Origin of the sequence: Mesobacillus subterraneus (assembly GCF_003937825.1) — a bacterium.
Classification (GTDB): Bacteria; Bacillota; Bacilli; order Bacillales; family Cytobacillaceae; genus Mesobacillus; species Mesobacillus subterraneus.
In genome coordinates this window covers 190,896-213,621 of the sequence record NZ_RSFW01000019.1, presented here as the reverse complement: position 1 = coordinate 213,621, position 22,726 = coordinate 190,896, and the positions used below count along the sequence as shown (strand labels likewise).

The window sequence follows — 22,726 nt, the reverse complement described above, 5'->3', positions numbered from 1 at the left end:
AGTAGGACGCCGCCGGGCACCAAAAAGGACAGCTGTTATGGCTGTCCTTTTTTATGTGTAGAATTTTATACTCATGTTCTCAAACTGATCCACGTTAATGCTCTGGATAAGTGATTTGGTCGATATATTCGCAAATATGGCGATATATTCTAAATGTGGTCGATATATTCAAAAATCCGCTGATATAATAAAAAATGTGGTCGATATATTTAAAATCTGAGCTATCTATACCTTGTTTTCGCTAATAAATAGACTAAGAAATAGAATAACATCACTGAAAAGCAAATGTATTCGAGAGTTTTCAATTTAAAACAGTCATTTTAGTGGGCAAGGTGATAAAATGATTGCATTAAAATGCACATTTGGCTTATAAGAGTAAGTCTTAAATTTGTTAATTCATGTATTCCCATTTAACTCATAAGGTCTTTCCATCATGTGTACAATTTTAAAATAAAAAGCATAACCAGTTAAAAACCAGGTTATGCTCAATATCCCTTTTATGCAGTTTTACGCAGGTGGCTGAAGCTAGGTTTCGATAGCACTGATCTTTCCAGTCTGGCTGCCATTAAACCTGCAAAGATTGCGAGGATGATGTCCTTTGGAAGGGGAACGACCATCCACAGCCATGCCATTTGGTATGTGAAGCCTTCTGGTGCAGCTGCCCAGAATTTATAAGCAAAATACATCCAGTTTGTGCCGATGATATAATTAATCGTGAGTCCAATCAGGGAAGCAAAGATGAACGTTGAAACTGTATGTTTTTTCTCAACAATTAACCCAACAGCATAAGCAGTAAAGATAAATGATAGAATAAATCCGAAAGTTGGTTTAATCAGCGTTCCGAAACCGCCGGTGAACTGAGCGAAAACGGGTACGCCAACTAATCCAACCAATGTGTATACGACCATGGAAATAGCTCCTAAACGGCTGCCAAGTACGGCTCCGGCCAGGATGGCAAAGAACGTTTGCAATGTAATCGGCACGCCTCCAATGACCATGAATGGTACAATGGACGTAATGTTTGAGCCAAACGCCATCAGGGCGACAAACATCGCTGCCAGTGTTAAATCAAGTGTTCTGAGTTTCATTTTGTATTTCCCCTTTATGTTTTTTCTCTACAATAATAGAGTAAACTTTAAGAATATTATATGTCAACATAAAGTGTTATTAAGTTGACATAAAAGAACCTGAATCCTAATAAAGGAGCTGATTTACATGGACCATTCGCTAGAATTATGTACAGATATTATCCAAAAATCAAAGAAAATCCTTGTTCTTTCCGGTGCAGGAATCAGTACTGAATCTGGGATCAGGGATTTCCGTTCGAGGAATGGACTGTATTCCATGGCTCCTGAATATATCTTGTCTCTTGACTACTTTTACGGAAATCCAAAAGGATTCTACGAATTTGCAATGGAAAATCTTTATCACCCGGATGCTATACCAAATAAAGGGCACCAAATCCTCGCAAAATGGGAGGAGGAAGGCAGGATCGAACATATCATCACGCAAAATATCGATGGGCTCCACCAAAAAGCTGGCAGCAAACATGTTATTGAGTTTCATGGCACGATGAACACAGCTTCCTGTTTGAACTGTGGTTCAAAGTATACTTTGGAAGAAATGGTTAACAGAATGCAAGAGAACGATAGATTTTATGTTTGTGGTAAGTGCAATTCTGGCAGTTACATCAAACCTGACGTTGTCTTATTCGGGGATGCGGGGGAATGGTTCACTGCAGAAGGGTTTGAATATATTCTTAACCAGATAGCGGATGCTGACTGTTTGCTTGTGTTGGGCTCGAGCCTGAAAGTCACCCCATTTTCCGCATTTCCTCAATACAGGAGAGATGGTATCCCGATGATCATCATAAATAAAGGGGAAACACCATATGACTTTGCGCCCGACACATTTTTAATTCAGGATTCGATTGGGAAGATTTTATCGCTAGTAGATGAGAAGATAAAGTAAAGGTGCACGGAATTCCGTGCACCTTTACTTTATCTCACTCGATTGTGCATTGGGCGTTCTGGCAAAGGGCGTTCGTAATCTTTCAATCGAGGTGTATCAGCTTCCGGGTTGTCTGATGGGTCATCGGCGTAATCTCTGAATGCTGGTTCACCCATGTCCAGTTCGCCAGGGCTGAAAGCGTTCGTTGGGTATTTTTCCTTTTGTGAAGGTCTTTCAACATTATACCCCGAGATAGAACTGTTTACAGGACTGTCCTTTTCGTTCTTTATTTTTTCGATAGAATCGATTGCCTCTTTTTCATTTTTATATGACTTAAGGATGTGCTTCTTTTCAATCTCCATGTTTCATTCAGCCTCCTTTAGCTTTTCTTATCTTATACCCGAAATAACGTTGGTACTAACTTTTACAAGTTTTCACCAATTGGTCTTTTTTCGTTTTCTTTCTGGTAAAATGTTTTTAAAAAGCAGAGATAAAAGGGGAAAAGACGTTGAAAAAGAAAATAATCTGGAGTATGGTCGCTGCATTATTGATTCTGTCTTTAGTACTCGTTGGAGCAGGTCAATATTTTTATAATGTGGCGATCCATAGAAGTGTTGATTCTGTTGAACTTCATGGAGGAGGAGAAAGTGTAACAGCTGCGAGCCTGTTAAGTGAGGAGGAAAAGCAGGCGAAAATCGACGAAGTAATGGAGTGGACGGACAAACAGGAGTTTGAAATGGTTGAGGTTAAATCAGCTGACGGCTTGAAGCTGAAAGCACATTTCTTGAAGAATCCACATTCGAATGGGCAGGCGGTGATTCTGGCTCATGGCTATAAGGGGAACAGCGAACAAATGCCGGGAATTACGAAATTCTATTATGACCAGGGTTTTGATGTTCTCAAACCTGATGCGAGAGGTCACGGTTTAAGTGAAGGGGATTATATCGGTTATGGATGGCATGATCGGGAGGATTATGTAAAATGGTCTCAATACCTGGTCAAAGCAACTGAAGCGGAGAATATTTTTCTCCATGGTTTCTCCATGGGAGCTGCCACTGTGCTGATGGCCAGCGGTGAAAAGCTACCGGAACAGGTGAAAGGAATCATTGCCGACAGCGCCTATACGACGGTTTTGGAGGAGCTGACCCATCAGCTCAAATATATGTACGGACTGCCGGCATTTCCGGTTATGCAAGTAACCAGTATGATCACGAACATCAGGGCTGGCTATACTTTCAACGAGGCATCAGCCATTGACAGCGTGATGAAGAATGAACTTCCTTTATTGATCATCCATGGGGACCAGGATGATTTGGTGCCCACTGAGATGGGCCAGCGGATTTTTGAGGCAGCAAACAGTGACAAAGAACTCTGGATTGTTCCGGGAGCTGGACATACTGAAGCATATACGATTGCAGAAGAAGAATATCAGGAACGCTTGAAGGCGTTCTGGAGCAAATCTCTTGGAAAATAGGTGACTTGAAATGCAGACGGTAGAAAAAATAGGGAAGCGGTTCTGGTATATGACTCCCGTTTCTGAAACAGACAGGCCCGTTCTAGGCATGGTTATTGGCGAGAAAAGAAATTTGATGATTGATGCAGGAAATTCAGAAGCGCATACAAAGCTATTTCTGGACATGCTGGCTGAGCAAGACGTAAAAAAACCGGCCTATGTCCTCCTCTCCCACTGGCATTGGGACCATATATTCGGGTTATCTGCATTAACGGATACATTCACCATTTCATCAAAGCAGACTAAAACAGAGATGGAGAAACTGATTCCCTTATCATGGTCAGACGAGGCATTGGACCAAAGAGTGGCGCTGGGTACAGAGATTGAATTTTGCTCTGCTGCCATTAAGAAAGAATTTCCAGAAGAACGAAAGATCAATATCACTTTGCCTGTTATGACCATCGAGGACGAAGTTGAAATAGACCTCGGCGGTATCACCTGTGTCATGAAACATGTGGGAGGGGATCATGCTGCCGATTCAACAGTCGTTTATATTAAAGAAGAAAAGATCCTCTTCGTGGCAGACTGCATGTATGCGGACATTTTTTCCCAAAAGTGGAATTATACCATTGATGGGACTAGGGCATTACTGGAGAAACTGGAGAAATTCGATGCAGAAACTTATATTCTCTCTCATGGCCTGCCGATAACGAAAGAAGAATTCCAAAACGAAGTCTTCATGCTTTCCACAATCGCTGATTTGACTGAGAAGCATAAAGGCGAACATAAGAGTATTACCTTAGAATATCAAAAACATCTCGGACGCGGACTTTCAGAGGATGAACTAGAAACAATTGAATACTTTGTCAATGGGCACGAGATGAATCATTCCTGAACACACCAGTATAGGTGTGTTTTTTCTTTTGAGGAATACTACAGTCTGATCAGGGTATATCAAAATATATTGTCCATCATGTAAGGAAAAAGTATAAAACACATCATTGAACATATATCTCTAAAGGACAATATTTTCAACTGGAGGAGATACCATATGCCGGAAGGAAAACACGAGATCATCATCGATGTTCCTATAGAAGAAGTATGGGAATTTGTGAAGGATATGGATAATTGGGCACCATTGCTGCCCGGGTATATCAGCCATGAGAAGCTCAGTGAAGAACAGTCGAACTGGACCTTCAAGGAGACAATCGGGGTGTTGAAAAAGAAAATCAGTCTGCAGGTTACCATCAGAGAATGGATTGAACCGACAAGAGTGACTTTTGACCTTAAGGGGATTAATGAGAACCTGACAGGTCAAGGTTATTTCAAGGCTGAGGCTTTAGGCCAGACTCAGACTAAAATGACAGGCTATCTGGAAATGACTGCAGAGGGTGCACTTGCTCCGGTCATGAATGCGGTCATGAAAACATCGCTCCCTAAGAGCGGGCAGGAGCTTACAAATGCAATTGCCGAAAAGCTGCAGCAACACAAGGCGATGAGGTAGACTTAAAAGGGAGCTTGCAACGCAGGCTCCCTAGTCTTTTTTCACAATATCAACGGGCCCATCAATTCGGCCGCTTTTATCAAAATAGACTACGACTGTGTCGCCGTCTTGAACGTTTTGGCTGCCTGATAATTTTTCTTTCTTGAAGTATATGGTTTTTCCAGAATCGCTCTTACCATAGTATCCAGCATCATCAGCTTGAATAATGGTGTATTCTTCTTGGATATATTGAGGCTGAGTTTCGCTGGCAGCTTTTTTGGCTTCTTTCATTTCGAAATTAAGGTACATCATCAACCCAAGGAATAAGGTTAATAAAATTAGGACAAATACTCTCATTTTCGATCCTCCGTCGGTTTCATCACGAAACATTATATGTAGAAACCTCGTCCAAATGACTTTATGAATCAAAAAGTTTGCTATAATGATAGGAAAAACGCAGGGTAGACCAGAAGGGTTAGACGCATGACAAAGCTATATGAAGTTGATTTATACGAGCCAATCAGGAAGCATTTTATCAAGCAAGGCTATCGGGTAAACGGAGAGGTGCACGACTGCGATTTAACCGCAGTGAAAGAGGATGTTCTTGTGATCGTCGAATTAAAATTAAATCTTAATATAGATTTACTGCTTCAGGCAACGAGGAGGCAGCGGCTGACTGATCTCGTTTATATTGCCATTCCGAAGCCTAAACGGATGTCGAGGAGACGATGGAATGATGTCATTCAGCTTATAAAGAGGCTTGAAATTGGAATGATAACAGTATCGTTTTCAGGAAATCGCAAAAAGGTCGATTTTATTTGCCATCCAGAGCCTTTTGTCGGCAAGACTGGCAAGAACCGGCGGAAAAAGGCTGCTTTGATGGCAGAGATTGAAGGCAGGAGCAGCGATTTTAATATTGGCGGCAGCAACAAGAGCAAGATCATGACAGCGTATAAAGAAAATTGCATTCAAATCGCCTGTTACCTCGACAGGCTGGGACAGCTCTCGCCGAAAGCGCTAAAAGCCCTGGGCACGGGGGATAAAACTCCTTTAATTCTGCAGAAGAACTATTATAAATGGTTCGATCGGGTTGAAAGAGGAGTATATGCAATCAGTCAGCAAGGTCAAAAAGAGCTGGAGGACTTCCCGGAACTGGTCGCTTATTATAGCGAAAAACTGGAAAGCAAGTCTGAGAATCCGGATAAATGTTAGAATACTGAAAATCCCCTGGAAAAGGGGGATTTTTTATGCTTTTTCGAGAAGCTTCTCGTCAATGAGCTCCTTGAGTTCAGCAAACTCATTTTCACTTTGGTCGACCATTGATGAAAGGACCGTTTCAATCAGGAAAGTTCTCGGCGCTTTAGATTTTAGGATTTCTTCTTCAAGGAATGCCAGCTTTTGACTGTATTCGCTGTTATCAGAGTAGGATTTCTTCAACCGGGAGATCAGCGAGTGGATTTTTTTCTCCAGTCAAGATCTTCTGTATTGGAGGTTGGAAGCCAATCATTAAGGATTTCAGGTGGCAGCAGCTGTTCGCCGGAGACCGGGAGATTTTCAAGCATATTCAGGATCCTCTTCACGCTATAGGAAACAACAGGCCGTATGCTGGCAGAATCCCCGTTTGCTTTTTGATAGAACCGGATAGACTGCAGCAGGATGCCATTTAGCATGATTGCCGCATCAAGCAGAAAAGGGTGTGAGCTCGTGTCGGTTAAATCCGCAAGCCGTTCGGTAAACCATCTTAACGTTTTGAATTGCCCTATGCCGATGAATTGCTTAAGCTCCTGATCACTTGAAAAATATACTTCCTCAAAAAGCGGGATGATTTTATTTTCCCGGTTGGAGGTCATTTGAAATTCAATCTGGTTTATGAACACTTCAGGATCAGAGGGGTCTGCACCAATCAGCATGGCATTTCGATCCTGTTCCATCTTCCTGAAAGCCCTTCTGAAAATATCCATAAGCAGTTCATTTTTTGAAGAAAAATAATTGTAGAATGTCCCTTTTGATATTCCGCTGTACTCCAGGATATCCTGAATAGAGGTGGACTGGAAACCTTGTTCTATAAAAAGCTGGTGGGCTTTATCGATGACATTCTGTTTTCGATCGTTCATTTTCATCACCATTCCCTTTGTTTATACCGACTGTATAAAAAACATACTACAGGAAATCTTCCGACAAAACAAATCCCTTTATTTAGCGGGTTTAAAAACGTTGCAAAAATTGGACCGATGGTATATGCTAGTGTCTATGCAAACACATTGTTTACAAATTTGTGAACAATATAGGGGGATAACAGAATGCAGGAAACAATCAACACACCTGACAAACCGCCTTATGGAATATTGGCGGTATTAATTGTTGGGGCATTTATCGCATTTTTAAATAATACTTTACTAAATATAGCACTGCCTTCGATCATGGCTGATCTAAAGGTAGAGGCAACGACGGTACAGTGGCTCACGACTGGATTCATGCTCGTCAGTGGTGTGATGATTCCGCTAAGTGCCTATCTGATTCAGAAATATTCGGTCCGCCAGCTGTTCCTGGCAGCGATGGGGCTGTTTACTATAGGGACCATTGTTTCAGGTGCAGCGCATGTTTTTCCGCTTTTATTGACTGGACGGATGGTTCAGGCCTCTGGTACAGCAATCATGATGCCGCTTCTTATGAACGTCATGCTTGTCAGCTTCCCGATTGAAAAACGCGGAACGGCAATGGGGGTTTTCGGTCTTGTCCTCATGTTCGCCCCAGCCATCGGGCCTACTTTATCAGGCTGGCTGATTGAGCATTATGACTGGAGGATGCTGTTCCATTTTGTCACGCCAATCGCCGTGACTGTGCTATTGCTGGGGATTTTCATGCTAAAAGATAAAAAAGAGAAAGTGAACATGCGGTTGGATATTATCTCACTTTCACTCTCTAGCATTGGGTTCGGAGGCCTTCTGTATGGGTTCAGTTCAGCCGGTTCCAAAGGCTGGGACAGTCCGCATGTATATGTAACACTTACAATCGGAACAGTTGCACTTGTTGTCTTTATCCTGCGTCAATTGAGACAGGATAATCCAATGCTGAATTTCCGGATTTATCAATATCCGATGTTTGCCCTGTCTTCCGTCATCACCATGATTGTGACAATGGCAATGTTCTCTGGGATGCTATTGCTTCCGATCTATGTCCAGACGATCAGGGGGATTTCCCCATTTGATGCAGGCTTGATGCTTCTGCCCGGGGCGATTGCCATGGCCATCATGTCACCGATTACCGGCAAGCTATTCGATAAGTTTGGCGGACGCGCATTAGCCGTCATCGGCCTGTTGATTACACTCATCACAAGCTATTACTTCAGCAAGCTTTCAATGGAAACAACCTATACCCAACTGATCATCCTATATACGGTCCGCATGTTCGGGATGTCAATGGTCAATATGCCTGTTTCTACAAATGGCCTTAACCAGCTGCCAGCACGTTATTATCCTCATGGAACAGCCATGAACAATACAATGCAGCAGGTTTCTGGAGCCATTGGAACTGCATTATTGGTTACCATCATGTCGATGAGGGCGGAATCTTATGGCAAAGAGCTTGCGGCTTCAGCACTGAAAGAGGCAGCGGCAGCCGGAAAAGCTGTCACTCCCGCTGTAAAAGCCGAAATGGAGCAGCAAATCGCGATGCAAGCGATGCTGCATGGAATCAATGATGCATTCTTTGTTACGGTGTTCCTTTCAGCTATTGCCTTAATCCTTGCCTTCTTCATCAAACGTGCAAAGCAGGAAGATGACATCATTGGCAAAGAAGCATCAGTTCATAGCCAGTCCGAAAACTTGGCGAAAAATTAACTTTTAAACCCCTGGTCATCCAGGGGTTTTTGTATAATAAAAGTAGACTAAACAGAAAAGGATGGAACCTTAAATGGAAAAAATCGCAGAAATGCTAGCGCAAAAACAGCTCGATGCCTACAATGACCAGGACCTGGAGGTATTCTTGTCAGCATATAGCGAAGATGTATTGATATTGGAATTCCCAACAAACAAAATCGTCACTAACGGGATCGAAGAAATGCGCTCAAGGTACGAAAATCTTTTCAGGAAGCACCCCAATAACCATGCTGAATTATTGGGCAGGATGGTGCACGGGAACAAAGTCGTTGATCACGAGCTTGTAACCGGCAGGGAAGACTCAGAGCCGAAAAAAGCATTGGCTATATATGAAATTGAAGGCGATAAAATCTCCAAAGTATGGTTTTTGTAACAACCTTTATGTGAGAGCTAGCTTTTTCAGATGAGAAGTCACTGTAAAAGATGGCCATTACCGGTGCTGGAATACCAATATAATTTCGATTCTGTCGGGGATTCTATTTTTAAATGCAACACCCTTCATAAGGTCAAGAATCATCAAAAACAGGGGGAATTCCCGATTAGCATCATACCAATAGAAGAACCCTCGGAAGAAATCAATGGAATGAAGTTTACGAAGAATTTTCGTTCTGCCACAGCAGAAGAATGGTATATATTCCTGCCCAACTTTAGAGATCCAATTAGTGGCGGGGCCGCAGGGAAGGCGATCATCCATTACGATTTGATGGGTAACAAAGAGATCTTTATCCATACAACCATGATTTTTGATGATCCAAGGCTGCATAGTGAGGACACATACAGTCTTGTATATGAAGTTGCCGATGAAATTGTCAATCGTCTTGTTGGTTATGCAGATACGCTGGTTTCTGTCCATGCTGGGCAAAACTCCTACCAGGCTGAATATAAATCCTGAAACTTGAGGTGATGAATATGAAAAAAGAACGTTTACACGGTGCTTACGAAAATGAAGCAGCAAGCTTATTCGGACTTGATAAAGAAACGAGCCTCCAATCCGTCAACTTTGCGACGACAGAAAATCCGTTATTGAATGAGCATTTCCAGGATGAAACTGAGCATTAGACCATAGGTGGTTATGTTAAAAAGCATAAAAAATAGCCAGGCTTTTTGCCCGGCTTAATTTTCACGGTTTGCCAGTACGGCATCCGCTTTATGCTGTTGTTGGAATTGCTCCAGCATCTGAGCAGAGATGGCCGTATTCCCGATTGGATTTGGGTGAACCCCATCCGGTGAGAGGTAGTGCAGGTTATTGCTGTTAATTACATTTGTTGTCTGTACTACAATGGAGGATGGCGTTGCTTTTGCTACCTCATATATTTTCAGGTTCCACTTCGGAAGCAGCTTGTCTGCCAGGGAATAAAACTGGTGGTCCGCTGGCATTGGATTGTATAGCTCAAGAAGGACAATCGTTGCCGATGGATTCAATTCATGTATTCTGGCAGAAATTCCTGTAAGGTTTTCTGAGAAACTCTTTTGCAAGCTGTCAAAAGAAGTCAGCGCACTGTAGATGTCACTCTGTTTCACTGCCTTGAGCACATCGTTGCCGCCAACATTGACGGTGATCAAATCCGCTTCTTTAATTGCCTCATCATACATTCCTTCCTGTACCAGATGATACAGCCGTTCGCTTGTGATCCCGATTATTCCTTCATTATTCGAGACAACCTGCTTGCCAGTTTCATTCCCTAGCTGAGCGGAAAATTGGCTGATGAAATTCTCTTCATCGGCAATTCGGTACCCACGAATGATCGAGTCTCCAAGAGCAAGATGGTGGATGGACTGATCAGGGGATGTCCGGTAATAATCTATATAAGTAAGTTTATTGGTTTTTTCCACTTTAGGGGCAGTTTCTTGCTTCATTTTATTGATCTGGTATTGAGGATAATAAATCCATGCAGATACGGACAGGACAGCAAGCAACATTGTCAGCAGAAGATATTTTATGATTTTCATGATGTTTCACTCCTCGATATATTACTATTGTATCAAGGATTCAAGAGGAAATAATTAGGGGGGTATTTCCATTTTTAAAAATTATGTTAATATTTTGTGAAAAATCTTTTACCGGCCATAATTTGTTATAATTATATAATTATTATATTCAAGGAGTACACCGATGTACCAGACATATTCGACAAAAGAAAAAATAAAGCAAATTTTTGTCATGCTGATTCCAATCCTCATTACTCAATTCGGCATGTTCTCCATGGTGTTCTTCAATACCATCATGTCAGGAAAGTATAATTCGTCAGATTTGGCCGGTGTGGCGATAGGATCCTCGATTTGGAATCCGATCTTCACCGGTCTTAGCGGAATCCTGCTCGCCGTGTCCCCGATTGCAGCACAGCGTTTTGGGGAGAAGAAAGGCAGGGAAGTATCGTCCATCCTGACGCATGGGATCTACCTGGCTGTCATGATCGCAGTTCTCGTGATCATACTTGGATTCTTCCTGCTCAATCCTCTTTTGACCGTTATGAACCTTCCAGGAAGTGTGCATGAAACGGCCCATGGTTATCTGGTTGGCTTGAGTTATGGAATCATGCCATTGTTTATTTTCAATGTTCTGAGATCCTTCATCTATGCTCTCGGAAAAACAAGAGTGGTTATGTATATCCTTCTGTTGTCCCTGCCAGTGAATCTTTTTCTAAATTATGTCCTGATTTTCGGGAACTGGGGATTTCCGGAGTTGGGGGGTGCAGGTGCTGGTTATGCCACTTCCGTCACTTATTACCTGATTGCCGGAATGACAGCGGCAGTCATTATCAAGCAGCAGCCGTTTTCCCAATTCGTTGGATTGGAACACTTCAAGGAATTTTCCGGGGAAAAAGTGAAGGAAATCCTCAAAATTGGTGTTCCAATGGGCCTGTCCATCTTCTTTGAAACAAGTATGTTTGCGGTCGTGACCATTCTGATCAGTAAATTCAATATCACGACGATTGCTGCGTACCAGTCTGCATTGAATATCGTATCCTTCTTATACATGATTCCAATCAGCATTTCGATGGCGCAGACGGTTTTAGTCGGCTTTGAAGTGGGGGCAGGACGATATAAGGATGCCAAGGCATACAGCTGGCTGGGCATTTATTTGGCGGTCATTATCGCCATTGTGGCAGGGCTGCTGGTCGTTCTTTTCCGTTATGATGTTGCAGCACTCTATTCGAACGAACCTGCTGTTATTGCGTTGACTGGGCAATTTCTGATTTATGCTTTATTTTTCATGATTTCAGACGCCATCCAGGTAACCGCACTGGCAGCCTTGAGAGGGTATAAGGACGTTAATATATCCTTCATCATCACCCTGATTGCCTACTGGCTCATTTGTCTTCCAGTTGGTTACCTTCTTGCGCATTTTACACCGCTTGGAGCTCCTGGGTACTGGATCGGCCTGACAACAGGATTGCTTGCCGCCGGCATTTCACTTTCTTGGAGGCTGATTCATATCCAGAAACGCCGGTACAATGAAAAGCTTGCAAAGGTTGTATAAAAAAAGGTGAGGTTCGAAAATCGAACCTCACCTTTTTTTGCATTGAATATCCTGTTCAGGCTTTTTGTGCCCAAAGCGAATCCGCCGCCTTCTAAAGACCCTTTATGAGTTAGCTGCACGCCTTTTACCTTTGAATCTAATCCATTGATATCTCATGAAACAGCCGATGCAGAATCCGAGAATCGCAACAAAAGCAGCAATTGCGACCATGGTGGTAAAGAAGTGTCCAAGGGCAGTAAGGCCTAAGGCATAGGATATTAATCCTCCCGCAAGGCATACCACGGCAATTTTTTGATTGAATTGCTGCTGCTCCCAGTCTTCAGGGACATATTCAGAAGGATGTTTCTTAAGAAAGTACCGTGCTGATCTCATGACAGGGTTGTAGTTGAACAACAGTCCTGAAACACCGGCCGCCAATGGTAAAATTAATATCCACTCTAAGCCTGTGATCCAGGCGCTGACTACGCTGATGACAATGAACCACTGGTTTGTCCTGACCAATGGCTGAGGAATGGAGCGTAATTCATTTGTCATTTTAATTCCGACCTTTCATATTGGTTTATCTGTATTTTATATTTTTTTCTTAAAAATGTGAAGGGAAATAAATTTATTTACAGAATTTAGTCTTAAGTGGAAATATGGAAAAGTATTCCTGAATAAACTAGAATGCTGGTTTTAAATATAGATAAAAAAGTTGGGGGAAAAATGGGGAACAAGACTAGGTTCATATTGCTGGTATTGGTATCAGGGTTTTTGGGAATGGCAGGCTGTTCACAAAAAAGTGCGAAGCAAGAGGAGTTGGAGAAGAAGGTAGCTGAACTGGAAGAAAAACTGGATCAGGAGCATGAAAAAAAGGATGAAGAGCCGGCTGAAGAGGAGGTGGCAGAACCGGTTATTGTGAACGTAATTGATCCAACAACCAATGAAGTGATTAAATCATTTACACCGCTTGAAATGGGATATGGCTCTGATAATGAAAAGTATAAGGCTGAAATTGCAAAATGGGCTCAGGAATTAGCCCGGGGAACGGATAAGGCTCCGGGGTACGATCAGCGGATGATTCCAGATAAGCTCGGAGCGAACGGTGAGATTATCAAAGGAACACCTTTGGCCATCCTGGAAGAAGCGGAACTGGTTGATAAGGTGATTCAGGCATCTGAAGAAGGCGGAAGCGTAGAATTGCCTCTGTACGTCACGGCAAGTGGGTACCAGGCTGAGGATGCAGCGAAACTGGATGAAGTGGTGGTAGGAAAATTCACCACTTATTTTAACGCATCTGTCGCTGGAAGGACAAAAAACATAGAGCTTTCAGCTGAGGCCATCAACAATGTCATCCTGGGAGTAGGAGATGTGTTCTCATTCAATACAACAGTCGGTCCAAGTGATGAAGCGCATGGCTACCAGCCAGCAGAGGAAATCGTCAACAAAAAGCTTGTCATGGGAATAGGCGGGGGCATTTGCCAAACATCCTCGACATTATTCAATGCTGTCGATGTCCTCGGTGTGGATTATGTTGAAAAACACCATCATTCCTTATCGGTCGGTTATGTACCAGAAGGCAGAGACGCCACGGTTTCTTACGGTGGCAAGGATTTCAGGTTTGCGAATACAACAGGAGTGCCCCTTTTGCTGAAAGTGGTCATAGGAAACGGCTCTTTAACTGTTGAAGTCCGAACGTCAAAAGAATTCCAGAGCCAAATGAAAAAGGGCGTATAAAGGTCTTAAAACAAATCCGCCAAAAGACGGAGATGCAATCAATCCAATGGTGAATGTTTCATTCTTTCTTTTCCCTTATCCTTAAAGTAACAAGAAGGAAGGGAATGAAGTGGGAATGAACTATCTGCTTTTAGAATATATTTGGAATTCAAAGAAGGAAGAAATGAAAAGGGAATCTGATTACAGGGAAACTTACAAGCTCTATCCGGAGTTTCTTACATTCAAGTGGCATCGAAAGTAGTCGGCATAAAGGGGGGAGGAGCATCTTAAGATATCTTTTGTATACTGTTGGATTTGTGACTTTATTGATCATCCTTGGCAATTTCCAGTATGAATTGAACAGGATGGCTGAAGAAACCTATCGGCTGTATCCATGGAGGGTCCTTTCAGTAATGCTGTTTTTCCCACTTGGAGTTTACCTAGGAATTCCCGGCTTGCTCAGGGAATATAAAAAAAACGGAAGTTGGAGAATAAATGGCTATAAGCTAGTCTTTATCCTGCTGCCACTGCTCTATTTTTCGTTCTTTTGGTTTATCCCTTTTTCTTACCCAGTTTCAGAAATCCTTGTGGCAACCCATTCAAATTTCTATATTTCGATGATTGCCGCAGGCTTTATATTCACAAATAGCATAACTAAAGAAAACAGCGGCTGATTGTTTGCCGCTGTTTTTTGATGGGATTTTACTTTGAGTTCCTTATCACTGAATTTTATGACTGATAGTAAATCAACTTTAATTTTCCAAAAAAGTTAGTTGCAGTGCAATAGGGCTTCTGAAGAGATTCTTTGTTTCATGATGTGCGCTTCCGTTCATTGACGTTGACTAAGAGACCGCGCTTGACCCAGTATTCGAAATTGTCTACTGGGAATACACTCCTGTTAAGGGCATTGTTCATTTGAATGACAACACTGCTGTCTGAAACCTCCAGAACCTTCAGCCGGTCTGAATTATACATATTTGGCAAGAATCCATGTTTAATCTCAAACTCCATATTGTTTTGAAATTCCACTCTTAGACCTCCAGTCTTTCCTTTTTGCTTATAATATTTTCCAATACAGCAGATTTTATCCAGAAAGCTCTAGTTTGGCAAAAAAAAAAGCAAAAAGGAGAGAACTCCTTTTTGCTTTTAGCTAGCTTTTCATTACATTAAAGTATCTTGCATCTGGATGTGAAAAGACGATGGCAGTTACGGATGCTTCTGGTTCCATCATGCAGCCTTCTGTCAGATGGATTCCGATTTCTTCGGGCTTGAGCAGACCAAATAGTTTCTTCTGATCATCAAGGTCAGGGCATGCCGGGTATCCGAACGAGAATCGCTGTCCTTGATATTTAGCTGAGAACCGATCTTTCATCGTCATGTCCGGTTTATCCGGAAATCCCCACACATCGCGCATTTGGCGATGAATCAGCTCGGCGAAGCCTTCTGCCGATTCTAAAGCCATCGCCTGCAGGGCATGGCTTTCGAGGAATCTGCCATCATTCTTCAGCTTTTCGGCTGCCTGTCGGATTCCTCTTCCTGCCGTAACGGCAAACATTCCGACATAATCCTTTTCTCCATCCTTTCCCGGTCTTACATAATCAGCCAGGCACAGACCTGGTGAAATTTCCTGGCGCGGGAATTCAAAAGTCTCCAATATGGAATCAGTATTTTCCGGGTCATAAATATACAGCTTATTTCCATCCGATTGGGCAGGGTAGAACTGATAGACGGCAGCAGGCTTGATCCATTCGTACTGGGCTGCTTCGGCCAGGAGTTTTTGAACGATCTCGTATAGCTTGACTGCCTTATCATTTTTTTCAGCCAGCAGATGTTCAACCTTTCCCTTCAGCCCCAGGTGATGCCCTAACAGCATCTGCTGGTTGATATAGGGCTCAATATGTGAAAGGGAGTAAGACTTGAGCAAATGCCGCTTCGTATCCTGCGGAATATAAATCGGTGCCTTTACGGTCACCTTTGGGCGGTCCAATACTGCTGTTGCTGTTCTGGTATTCGATGATAGCTCAGTTTTTTGCAGGAGGGCTTCCTGCTTTTCTTTTTGCTGTATTGCGAATCTTTGATAGCCCTCCGGTTCCCGAAGCTGATTCGCAATTGAGAGTCCTGTCATCGCATCCTTCGCATATAACACCAGACCGTCATATTCAGATGCAATCTTCGTATCGGTAAACTTTCTGGAAAGGGCAGCACCTCCTACTAGAATTGGGGTGCTGATTCCAGCCTGCTTCATATCATGGGCAGTCAGTACCATCTGCTGCGCCGATTTGACGAGCAGTCCCGAGAGACCGACAATATCAGGTTTCTCTTTTTTTATCGCTTCAATGAGAGTAGCCGGATTCACCTTGATGCCGAGATCGACCACGTTATAGCCGTTATTGCTTAGGATGATCTCAACAAGATTTTTGCCGATATCATGGACATCGCCTTTTACTGTTGCTAAAAGAACTTTTCCTTTCGCGGCTGTCGTATCGTTCTTTTCCATATGAGGTTCTAAATGAGAAACGGCAGCCTTCATCACTTCTGCACTCTGCAACACTTCTGCTACGATCAGCTGATTATCATTGAACAGCCGGCCAACTTCTTTCATTCCGTCCATCAACGGGCCATTGATGATGTCAAGTGGGGCAGGGAAGGCGTCAAGAGCAGCATCCAGATCGGGCAGAAGACCTTCCTTTGTTCCTTCGACAACATAGTATGCGAGTCTTTCTTCCAGTGTCATGTCGGGGAGCGTACTCTTTGCTTCCTTCTTCTTATCCCGGTAGAAAGCAGTGAAGTCTGCAAGCGTTTGATCTGTTGTTTGAAATAGCAGTTCCTCGGCCATTTTGACTTCTTCCGGGGATATGGACGCAAATCGTTCCAGTTTTTCAGTGTTCACAATGGCGTAGTCAAGACCAGCCTGTGTGCAATGATAGAGAAAAACCGAATTGAGCACTTCCCGGCCGACTGGAGGGAGGCCGAAAGAAACATTGCTGATCCCAAGAATGGTTTGTGCTTTAGGGAATGCTTCTTTGATCATCCTGATTCCATCTACTGTTGCTTTGGCTGATCCAATATACTGTTCATCCCCGGTGCCTACAGGAAAGACAAGCGGGTCGAATATCAAATCTTGTTCAGGCACTTTATATTTGTTTACCAGGAGATCGCAGGAGCGACGGGCGATTTCCAGTTTTCTTTCGGCAGTCACACCCATGCCTTTTTCATCAATCGTGCCGACAACCACTGCGGCACCGAATTTATGAATCAAACGCGCCACAGACTCGAAACGTTCTTCTCCATCCTCCAGGTTGATCGAATTAATGATTGCCTTTCCCTGTGAATAGGACAGGGCTTTTTCAATGACCAAATCATCTGTGGAATCAATGACAAGGGGGACCTTGACTTTTTTAACCACTTCCTGAATGAATATCTCCATATCTTCAAGCTCTTCCCGATCAGGATCAGCAAGGCAGATATCAATGACATGAGCTCCGTTTTTAACCTGCGCTCTGGCAATCTCAGCTGCTTCTTCGATTTTCCCTTCAGAAATCAGGCGTTTGAATTTTCGTGAGCCGATGACATTTGTACGTTCACCAACCATGATAGGCCTTAATGTTGGATCATCATAAACGAATGGCTCTATGCCGGAAACCATATGGAGTTCATTCTCTGATGTCTCCCGGGGCAGGCGATGCTCCATCTTTTCTGAAATGGCTTTTATATGGGCAGGAGTCGTGCCACAGCAGCCGCCTACTATATTAAGCCAGCCTTCTTTTGCAAAGTCCGCCAGCTTCTGTGCTAGTGTTTCAGGTGTTTCATGATATTGACCTTCTTCATCCGGCAGACCGGCGTTCGGGTAACAGCTGACTGCGGAGGATGAAAGGGCAGAAAGGGACCGCAAGTGATCCTGCATGAATTCTGGCCCTGTTGCGCAATTAAGTCCAATCGCGATCGGGTTCATGTGCTGCACCGAGATGTAAAAAGCTTCAATTGACTGGCCGGCGAGTGTCGTGCCCATAGGTTCAATTGTTGCTGAAATCATTAGCGGGATTTCGTTCCCTTTTTGCTGGAAAGCTCGCTGAACCCCGGTATAGGCAGCTTTTACGTTAAGTAAGTCCTGGCTGGTTTCAAGCAGCAGCAAATCAACACCGCCATCCATCAGCCCAAGGGCCTGTTCTTCATATGCAGCGGACATTTCATCAAAAGTAGCTCCGCCAGTCACGCTGAGTGTTTTCGTGGTAGGGCCCATCGAGCCTGCAACAAAGCGAGGATGTCCGGAATTTGCTGCTTCATCAGCAGCTTTTCTAGCAATGGCCGCTGCAGTCTTATTGATTTCATACGCTTGTTTACCCAAACCATATTCATCCAGCACCAGGCTAGTGGCCCCGAATGTATTGGTTTCGACGATATCTGCGCCTGCTTCAAAGTACTCCCGGTGTATTCTTTCAATCACTTCCGGAGCAGTGAGGTTCAGGATTTCATTGCAGCCTTCATATTCTTCGCCGCCAAAATCTTCTGCTGAGAGGTTGGCTTCCTGGAGCATCGTACCCATCGCCCCATCCATGATCAGGATTTTCTTTTTTAACTGTTCAGTTAACAATGTTGACATTCTGTTTCCTCCTTGATACAAGGCTGCTGTATTCATGTGCATAGCGTGAAAGCTCGACGGTCATCTCGTAGTTCATAAACGGAGTGATCAGGTAAATGCCGTTAAAGAGCTCTGCTGCAGCTTCAATCAGTTCTTTTGTTATCGCGATGCCCTCTCTTTTTGATTGGAGCGGCTCATTATTAAACTTCGCCATCGTTTCAAGGATCTCCTGTGAAATCTTGATTCCCGGTACTTCGTTGTGGAGGAACTCTGCGTTGCGGCTGCTTGTCAGCGGCATCAGACCGATATAGACAGGAGCATCAATATGCTTCGTGGCTTCACGGACCTCCATCAGCAGTTTTTCAGAATATACGGGCTGAGTGACAAAATAATCAGCCCCGGCTTCAATCTTCTTTTCCATTCGAAGCACGGCCTTTTCCAATGATCGTACATTAGGGTTGAAGGCGGCTCCGACTGAAAAAGCTCCTTTTTGGCCTAAATCCTTGCCGGAGTAGGAGAGGCCAGAATTGAACTGCTTGATCATTTCAATCAGTTCAAAGGATGATACATCAAAAACGGAAGACGCACCCGGGAAATCCCCGACGCGTGCCGGGTCGCCAGTCACCGCCAGCACATCATGCAGGCCAAGTGTATGGAGACCCATCAGGTGTGACTGAAGGCCAATGATATTCCGGTCACGGCATGTTAAGTGGACGAGAGGTCTCATGCCGATTTGTTCCTTCAGCAGGTGTCCGATTGCCGCATTTGAAATCCTTGGGGATGCCAGAGAATTGTCGGCAAGCGTAAGGGCGTCGATTCCTGTTTCCTTTAAGGCCTTTGCTCCTTCAAAAAAACGAGTGGTATCAAGTTTTCGAGGTGAATCGAGCTCTACAATTACCGATGGCCGCTCTTTTGCGATCTGGTGAAGAGGGGGAACAGGTCTCTTTACATCAGGAGAAGCGACAACGATTTTTCGCTGTTTCACTGGTACTTTTTTTTCAGTGACGGGCTCAAGCCCTTTAATCTCTTGAGCAAATGCTCTAATATGTTCAGGTGTTGTGCCGCAGCATCCTCCGAGCAGCCTTACCCCTTGTTCACGGAAACTTCTCGCTGATTTTTTAAAATACTCAGGAGTGCCTTCATAATGAAATTTTCCATCCGTATAGGCAGGCAACCCTGCATTGGGATAAGCAGAAAGGAATGCCTTTGCTGGAAGGTCCACTTGTTCCAAACTGGATATCATATGGTGGGGACCCAGCCGGCAATTAAGTCCTACAATATCTGCCCCCAAGTCTTCGAGTCTATTAAATACCTGTTGAAGAGGGGTTTGATCCTGCATGATTCCTATTTCCTGGAGCGAAACTTGTGCAATGATCGGCAGATTGGTCTCCTTTCTGGCAATGGCTAGCACAGTCTCGATTTCTTCCATATCATAGAATGTTTCCAGCAGAATCCCGTCAATACCCTGCAGAAGGAGGCAGTATAACTGTTCCCGGAAACTCCTCTTGATTTCCTCGATTGGGATGGCTGAAGGTCTGATCCCTCGATTGCCGCCGATTGTCCCGAGGATCTCTGCATCTTTCCCGGCAGCAAGCCGGGCATGTTTTACGGCGGCACTATTAATCTCTTTTACCTGGTCTTCGAGGCCATATCGTTCCAGTTTTATATAATTAGCCGCGTACGTGTTCGTCTGGATCAGGTCGGCACCTGCATCCATGTATGCTTTATGGATTTGGATGATATCATCGGGATGTGAGGTGTTCAGCTCCTCAAAACAGGTACCGGCTCCATAGGAATAGAGGAGGGTACCTATTGCTCCATCCGCTATTAATATCTCGTTTTCCATCCGTTTCAGGAAATTCAAAGAATCCCCTCCTTCTGGGTTGTCATTTGCTCAAGAGCCTGTTTGAAATCTGCAATCAGGTCATCAGCATGTTCAAGTCCGACTGACAATCGAAGCAGCCCGTCACTGATTCCAAGGCTTCTCCGTTCCTGATCTGGCATGGCGGCATGCGACATTTTTGCCGGATAGGAGAGGATGGACTCGACTGCTCCCAGGCTGACAGCGAAAACAGGAAGATGAACTTTCTCAATAAAGGCATCCAATAGTTCAGCATTCTGCAGTTCAAAGGAAAGCACTGCACCGGGACCTGCTGCCTGCTTTGACTGCAGGGCAAATTGAGGATGATCTTCCAGTCCCGGATAAAAGACTTCCTTGATGAGGGGCGCATCCTTCAGAAAACGAGCAATCCTGCCTGCACTATCCTGTGCTTGTTTCATCCTGACTGACAGGGTCTTGATTCCCCTCATGACAAGCCAGGCATCCTGGACTCCAAGTACCGCTCCAAAAGAGTTTTGCAGGGAATAGAGTCTTTCGGCAAGCTCTGGATCCCGGGCCACCGCCAGGCCGGCAACCGTATCACTGTGGCCGGATAAAAATTTAGTGGCACTGTGGAGGACAAGGTCTGCCCCCAGCTCAAGAGGCTTCTGCAAATATGGAGTCATGAAAGTATTGTCAACAAAAGTATAGGCACCATATTTTTTTGCCAGACTGCTGACTGCTTCAATATCTGTAACCTTTAGCAGTGGATTGGACGGTGTTTCTACATAAAACAAGGCGGTGTTGTGCTGGACAGCCTTTTCGACAGCCTTGAGGTCCGTCATGTCAACAAAGGTATGTTCAATGCCAAACCGGTTCAGAACCTGTGTGACCATACGGAAGGTGCCACCGTATACATCCTCGGTTATCACAATATGGTCCCCATGGGAAAGAAGCAAGAATGCAGTTGAAATGGCTGCCATCCCAGAAGAAAAAGCAAAACCGCGACAGCCTCCTTCCAGATCTGCGATAATTTCTTCAAGCGCCTCCCGTGTTGGATTCAGGCTCCTGCTGTAATCGTATTTTCCAAATTCGCTTACAGATTGCTGGTGAAAGGTGGACGCGTGCTGGATCGGGACACTGACTCCCCCGGTCGCCGGGTCAAATTTGTATTTGTTATGGAGCAGCTTTGTATCAAAGCTGTATGCGTTCATAAACATGCCTCCTGGAGTGCCTTTTTAAAGGAACTTTCCAAATCGTCAATCAAATCCTCGACATTTTCAATTCCTACTGAGAATCGTAACAGCCGATCACAAACACCCGTTTTTTCGCGTATCTCTGCCGGTATATCCGCATGCGTCTGTGTTGCCGGGTAGGTAATGAAGCTTTCAACTCCGCCAAGGCTTTCGGCAAAGGTGATCGTGCTCAAGCTTTGCAAAAACGGATCAACGATGGATGGTGTCAGTACTCTGAAGGAAATCATTCCGCCTTTGCCCGGATATAAAACGTCAGTTACTGCAGGATGTTCCTTTAAAAAATCCACCAGCTGCCTTGCGTTCCTTTCATGGCGCTCCATTCTCAGTGCCAGTGTTTTCATACCTCGAAGAAGAAGCCAGGAATCAAAAGGACTTAGGACAGCTCCGCCGCCATTATGGTGAAGAAAGAGGGAGTCAGATAAATCCTGGCCTTTTGCCGCAATGAGGCCAGCGAGAACATCGTTGTGTCCGCCAAGGTATTTAGTGGCGCTGTGGACGACTATATCAGCCCCCAATGCCAATGGCTGTTGCAGAAGGGGAGTGTAAAATGTATTATCAACAATCAATAATAGATTGTTCGCCTTTGCGATTTCCGCGATGGCCGAAATATCTGCCTGCTCCATCAGCGGGTTGGTCGGTGTTTCAACAAATATCGCTTTCGTCCTGGAGGAAATGGCACTGGCGAGTTCATCCAAGTCTGCCATGTCTGCATATGTACTTTTCAATCCCCACTTTTTGAAGCCTTGCTCGAGGAGGCGGTAAGTGCCTCCATATAAATCTCTGGAAACAATCCATTCGTCGTCTTGTTTGAATAAAGAGAGAATCGTCCAGATGGCTGCCATTCCTGAACTGCAGGCAAAGCCCCGATCACCTTCTTCCAGGTCTGCGATTGCTTTTTCTAGGATTTCCCTTGTCGGATTTCCTGTACGGATATAATCATAGCCACTGGATTGGCCAATTCCACCATGACGGTATGCAGTCGTCAAGTAGAGCGGGGGACTCACCGCACCAGTTGCCTCTTCACTCCGGTTGCCAAGCTGAGCAAGCTTTGTATCAATTTTCTTCAAATCCCTCACTCCTGATCGTGTATTAGAAACAAAAAAAGCCTTCTTAAGAAGAAGACTTTTCATTT

Annotated in this window: 24 protein-coding genes; 12 read left to right on the top strand and 12 right to left on the bottom strand. The window is 44.2% G+C overall.

Translation table 11 applies throughout. The annotated features are described in order from the left end of the window. Positions 1-497 precede the first annotated feature (497 nt). Positions 498-1,088, bottom strand: a complete 591-nt coding sequence (locus EJA10_RS17475) for a biotin transporter BioY (RefSeq protein ID WP_125481304.1) — start codon at positions 1,086-1,088, stop codon at positions 498-500. Positions 1,089-1,215: 127 nt separating this feature from the next. On the opposite strand from EJA10_RS17475, the gene EJA10_RS17470 reads away from it, so the two are divergent. Then, positions 1,216-1,971: an NAD-dependent protein deacylase gene (locus EJA10_RS17470; RefSeq protein ID WP_125481303.1), complete on the top strand. Its 756-nt coding sequence runs from the start codon at positions 1,216-1,218 to the stop codon at positions 1,969-1,971. Positions 1,972-2,000: 29 nt separating this feature from the next. Here the strand turns inward: EJA10_RS17470 and EJA10_RS17465 are convergent, their stop codons facing one another. Beyond that, positions 2,001-2,312 carry a hypothetical protein gene (locus EJA10_RS17465; RefSeq protein WP_125481302.1) on the bottom strand — a complete coding sequence of 104 codons (312 nt, stop codon included), beginning with the start codon at positions 2,310-2,312 and terminating at the stop codon, positions 2,001-2,003. A 146-nt stretch (positions 2,313-2,458) separates the two neighbouring features. Here EJA10_RS17465 and EJA10_RS17460 point away from each other — a divergent pair, with 146 nt between their 5' ends. From EJA10_RS17460 to EJA10_RS17450, 3 genes are all read left to right on the top strand, one after another. After that, positions 2,459-3,424 (top strand): alpha/beta hydrolase, encoded by a 966-nt coding sequence (locus EJA10_RS17460; RefSeq protein ID WP_211340593.1) that lies wholly within the window; start codon positions 2,459-2,461, stop codon positions 3,422-3,424. A 10-nt stretch (positions 3,425-3,434) separates the two neighbouring features. Continuing rightward, positions 3,435-4,298, top strand: a complete 864-nt coding sequence (locus EJA10_RS17455) for an MBL fold metallo-hydrolase (RefSeq protein ID WP_125481301.1) — start codon at positions 3,435-3,437, stop codon at positions 4,296-4,298. Positions 4,299-4,454: 156 nt separating this feature from the next. Then, complete coding sequence (locus EJA10_RS17450) at positions 4,455-4,907, top strand: SRPBCC family protein (protein ID WP_125481300.1); 453 nt, start codon at positions 4,455-4,457, stop codon at positions 4,905-4,907. 30 nt (positions 4,908-4,937) lie between these two features. Here EJA10_RS17450 and EJA10_RS17445 read toward each other — a convergent pair whose 3' ends face one another. Continuing rightward, a complete protein-coding gene (locus EJA10_RS17445) occupies positions 4,938-5,243 on the bottom strand; it encodes a hypothetical protein (protein WP_125481299.1) in 306 nt (101 codons plus the stop codon). A gap of 126 nt (positions 5,244-5,369) precedes the next feature. On the opposite strand from EJA10_RS17445, the gene EJA10_RS17440 reads away from it, so the two are divergent. Continuing rightward, entirely contained in the window at positions 5,370-6,098 is a 729-nt protein-coding gene (locus EJA10_RS17440) for a DUF2161 domain-containing phosphodiesterase (protein ID WP_125481298.1), read from the top strand. A 33-nt stretch (positions 6,099-6,131) separates the two neighbouring features. Here the strand turns inward: EJA10_RS17440 and EJA10_RS17435 are convergent, their stop codons facing one another. Both EJA10_RS17435 and EJA10_RS17430 read right to left on the bottom strand, forming a co-directional pair. Then, positions 6,132-6,323 (bottom strand): hypothetical protein, encoded by a 192-nt coding sequence (locus EJA10_RS17435; protein ID WP_125481297.1) that lies wholly within the window; start codon positions 6,321-6,323, stop codon positions 6,132-6,134. 8 nt (positions 6,324-6,331) lie between these two features. Further along, on the bottom strand, positions 6,332-7,000 hold the full coding sequence (locus tag EJA10_RS17430; RefSeq protein ID WP_170169179.1) for a TetR/AcrR family transcriptional regulator: 669 nt from the start codon (positions 6,998-7,000) through the stop codon (positions 6,332-6,334). A gap of 186 nt (positions 7,001-7,186) precedes the next feature. Here EJA10_RS17430 and EJA10_RS17425 point away from each other — a divergent pair, with 186 nt between their 5' ends. The 4 genes from EJA10_RS17425 to EJA10_RS23505 all read left to right on the top strand — a co-directional run bounded on the left by EJA10_RS17425 (position 7,187) and on the right by EJA10_RS23505 (position 9,823). After that, positions 7,187-8,725: a DHA2 family efflux MFS transporter permease subunit gene (locus EJA10_RS17425; RefSeq protein ID WP_125481295.1), complete on the top strand. Its 1,539-nt coding sequence runs from the start codon at positions 7,187-7,189 to the stop codon at positions 8,723-8,725. Between the two features lie 73 nt (positions 8,726-8,798). Continuing rightward, a complete protein-coding gene (locus EJA10_RS17420) occupies positions 8,799-9,137 on the top strand; it encodes a nuclear transport factor 2 family protein (protein WP_125481294.1) in 339 nt (112 codons plus the stop codon). 210 nt (positions 9,138-9,347) lie between these two features. Further along, positions 9,348-9,656: a hypothetical protein gene (locus EJA10_RS17415; RefSeq protein ID WP_125481320.1), complete on the top strand. Its 309-nt coding sequence runs from the start codon at positions 9,348-9,350 to the stop codon at positions 9,654-9,656. 17 nt (positions 9,657-9,673) lie between these two features. Beyond that, the gene (locus EJA10_RS23505) at positions 9,674-9,823 is read left to right on the top strand and encodes a hypothetical protein (protein WP_170169178.1); all 150 of its coding nucleotides are present in this window, start codon (positions 9,674-9,676) and stop codon (positions 9,821-9,823) included. Between the two features lie 54 nt (positions 9,824-9,877). Here EJA10_RS23505 and EJA10_RS17410 read toward each other — a convergent pair whose 3' ends face one another. Continuing rightward, the gene (locus EJA10_RS17410; RefSeq protein WP_125481293.1) at positions 9,878-10,714 is read right to left on the bottom strand and encodes a GDSL-type esterase/lipase family protein; all 837 of its coding nucleotides are present in this window, start codon (positions 10,712-10,714) and stop codon (positions 9,878-9,880) included. Positions 10,715-10,877: 163 nt separating this feature from the next. Here EJA10_RS17410 and EJA10_RS17405 point away from each other — a divergent pair, with 163 nt between their 5' ends. Further along, positions 10,878-12,245, top strand: coding sequence for an MATE family efflux transporter (locus EJA10_RS17405; protein WP_125481292.1), 1,368 nt, complete (start codon positions 10,878-10,880; stop codon positions 12,243-12,245). A gap of 102 nt (positions 12,246-12,347) precedes the next feature. On the opposite strand, the gene EJA10_RS17400 is transcribed toward EJA10_RS17405, so the two are convergent. Next, positions 12,348-12,779 carry a DUF4395 domain-containing protein gene (locus EJA10_RS17400; protein ID WP_125481291.1) on the bottom strand — a complete coding sequence of 144 codons (432 nt, stop codon included), beginning with the start codon at positions 12,777-12,779 and terminating at the stop codon, positions 12,348-12,350. 171 nt (positions 12,780-12,950) lie between these two features. On the opposite strand from EJA10_RS17400, the gene EJA10_RS17395 reads away from it, so the two are divergent. Together EJA10_RS17395 and EJA10_RS17390 are read left to right on the top strand one after the other, a co-directional pair. After that, entirely contained in the window at positions 12,951-13,961 is a 1,011-nt protein-coding gene (locus EJA10_RS17395) for a VanW family protein (protein WP_246017836.1), read from the top strand. Positions 13,962-14,257: 296 nt separating this feature from the next. After that, positions 14,258-14,614, top strand: a complete 357-nt coding sequence (locus tag EJA10_RS17390; protein WP_125481289.1) for a hypothetical protein — start codon at positions 14,258-14,260, stop codon at positions 14,612-14,614. A 136-nt stretch (positions 14,615-14,750) separates the two neighbouring features. Here EJA10_RS17390 and EJA10_RS17385 read toward each other — a convergent pair whose 3' ends face one another. From EJA10_RS17385 to EJA10_RS17365, 5 genes are all read right to left on the bottom strand, one after another. After that, positions 14,751-14,969 (bottom strand): hypothetical protein, encoded by a 219-nt coding sequence (locus EJA10_RS17385; protein WP_246017835.1) that lies wholly within the window; start codon positions 14,967-14,969, stop codon positions 14,751-14,753. A gap of 121 nt (positions 14,970-15,090) precedes the next feature. Next, on the bottom strand, positions 15,091-18,540 hold the full coding sequence (gene metH / locus EJA10_RS17380) for a methionine synthase (RefSeq protein WP_125481288.1): 3,450 nt from the start codon (positions 18,538-18,540) through the stop codon (positions 15,091-15,093). Then, positions 18,521-20,383, bottom strand: a complete 1,863-nt coding sequence (locus EJA10_RS17375; RefSeq protein WP_125481287.1) for a bifunctional homocysteine S-methyltransferase/methylenetetrahydrofolate reductase — start codon at positions 20,381-20,383, stop codon at positions 18,521-18,523. The genes metH and EJA10_RS17375 overlap by 20 nt, the downstream gene beginning before the upstream one ends. Beyond that, positions 20,380-21,558 carry a cystathionine beta-lyase gene (gene metC / locus EJA10_RS17370; protein ID WP_125481286.1) on the bottom strand — a complete coding sequence of 393 codons (1,179 nt, stop codon included), beginning with the start codon at positions 21,556-21,558 and terminating at the stop codon, positions 20,380-20,382. Before metC ends, EJA10_RS17375 begins: the two co-directional genes overlap by 4 nt. After that, positions 21,549-22,661, bottom strand: a complete 1,113-nt coding sequence (locus EJA10_RS17365; RefSeq protein ID WP_125481285.1) for a methionine biosynthesis PLP-dependent protein — start codon at positions 22,659-22,661, stop codon at positions 21,549-21,551. Before EJA10_RS17365 ends, metC begins: the two co-directional genes overlap by 10 nt. Between the last annotated feature and the right edge of the window lie 65 nt (positions 22,662-22,726).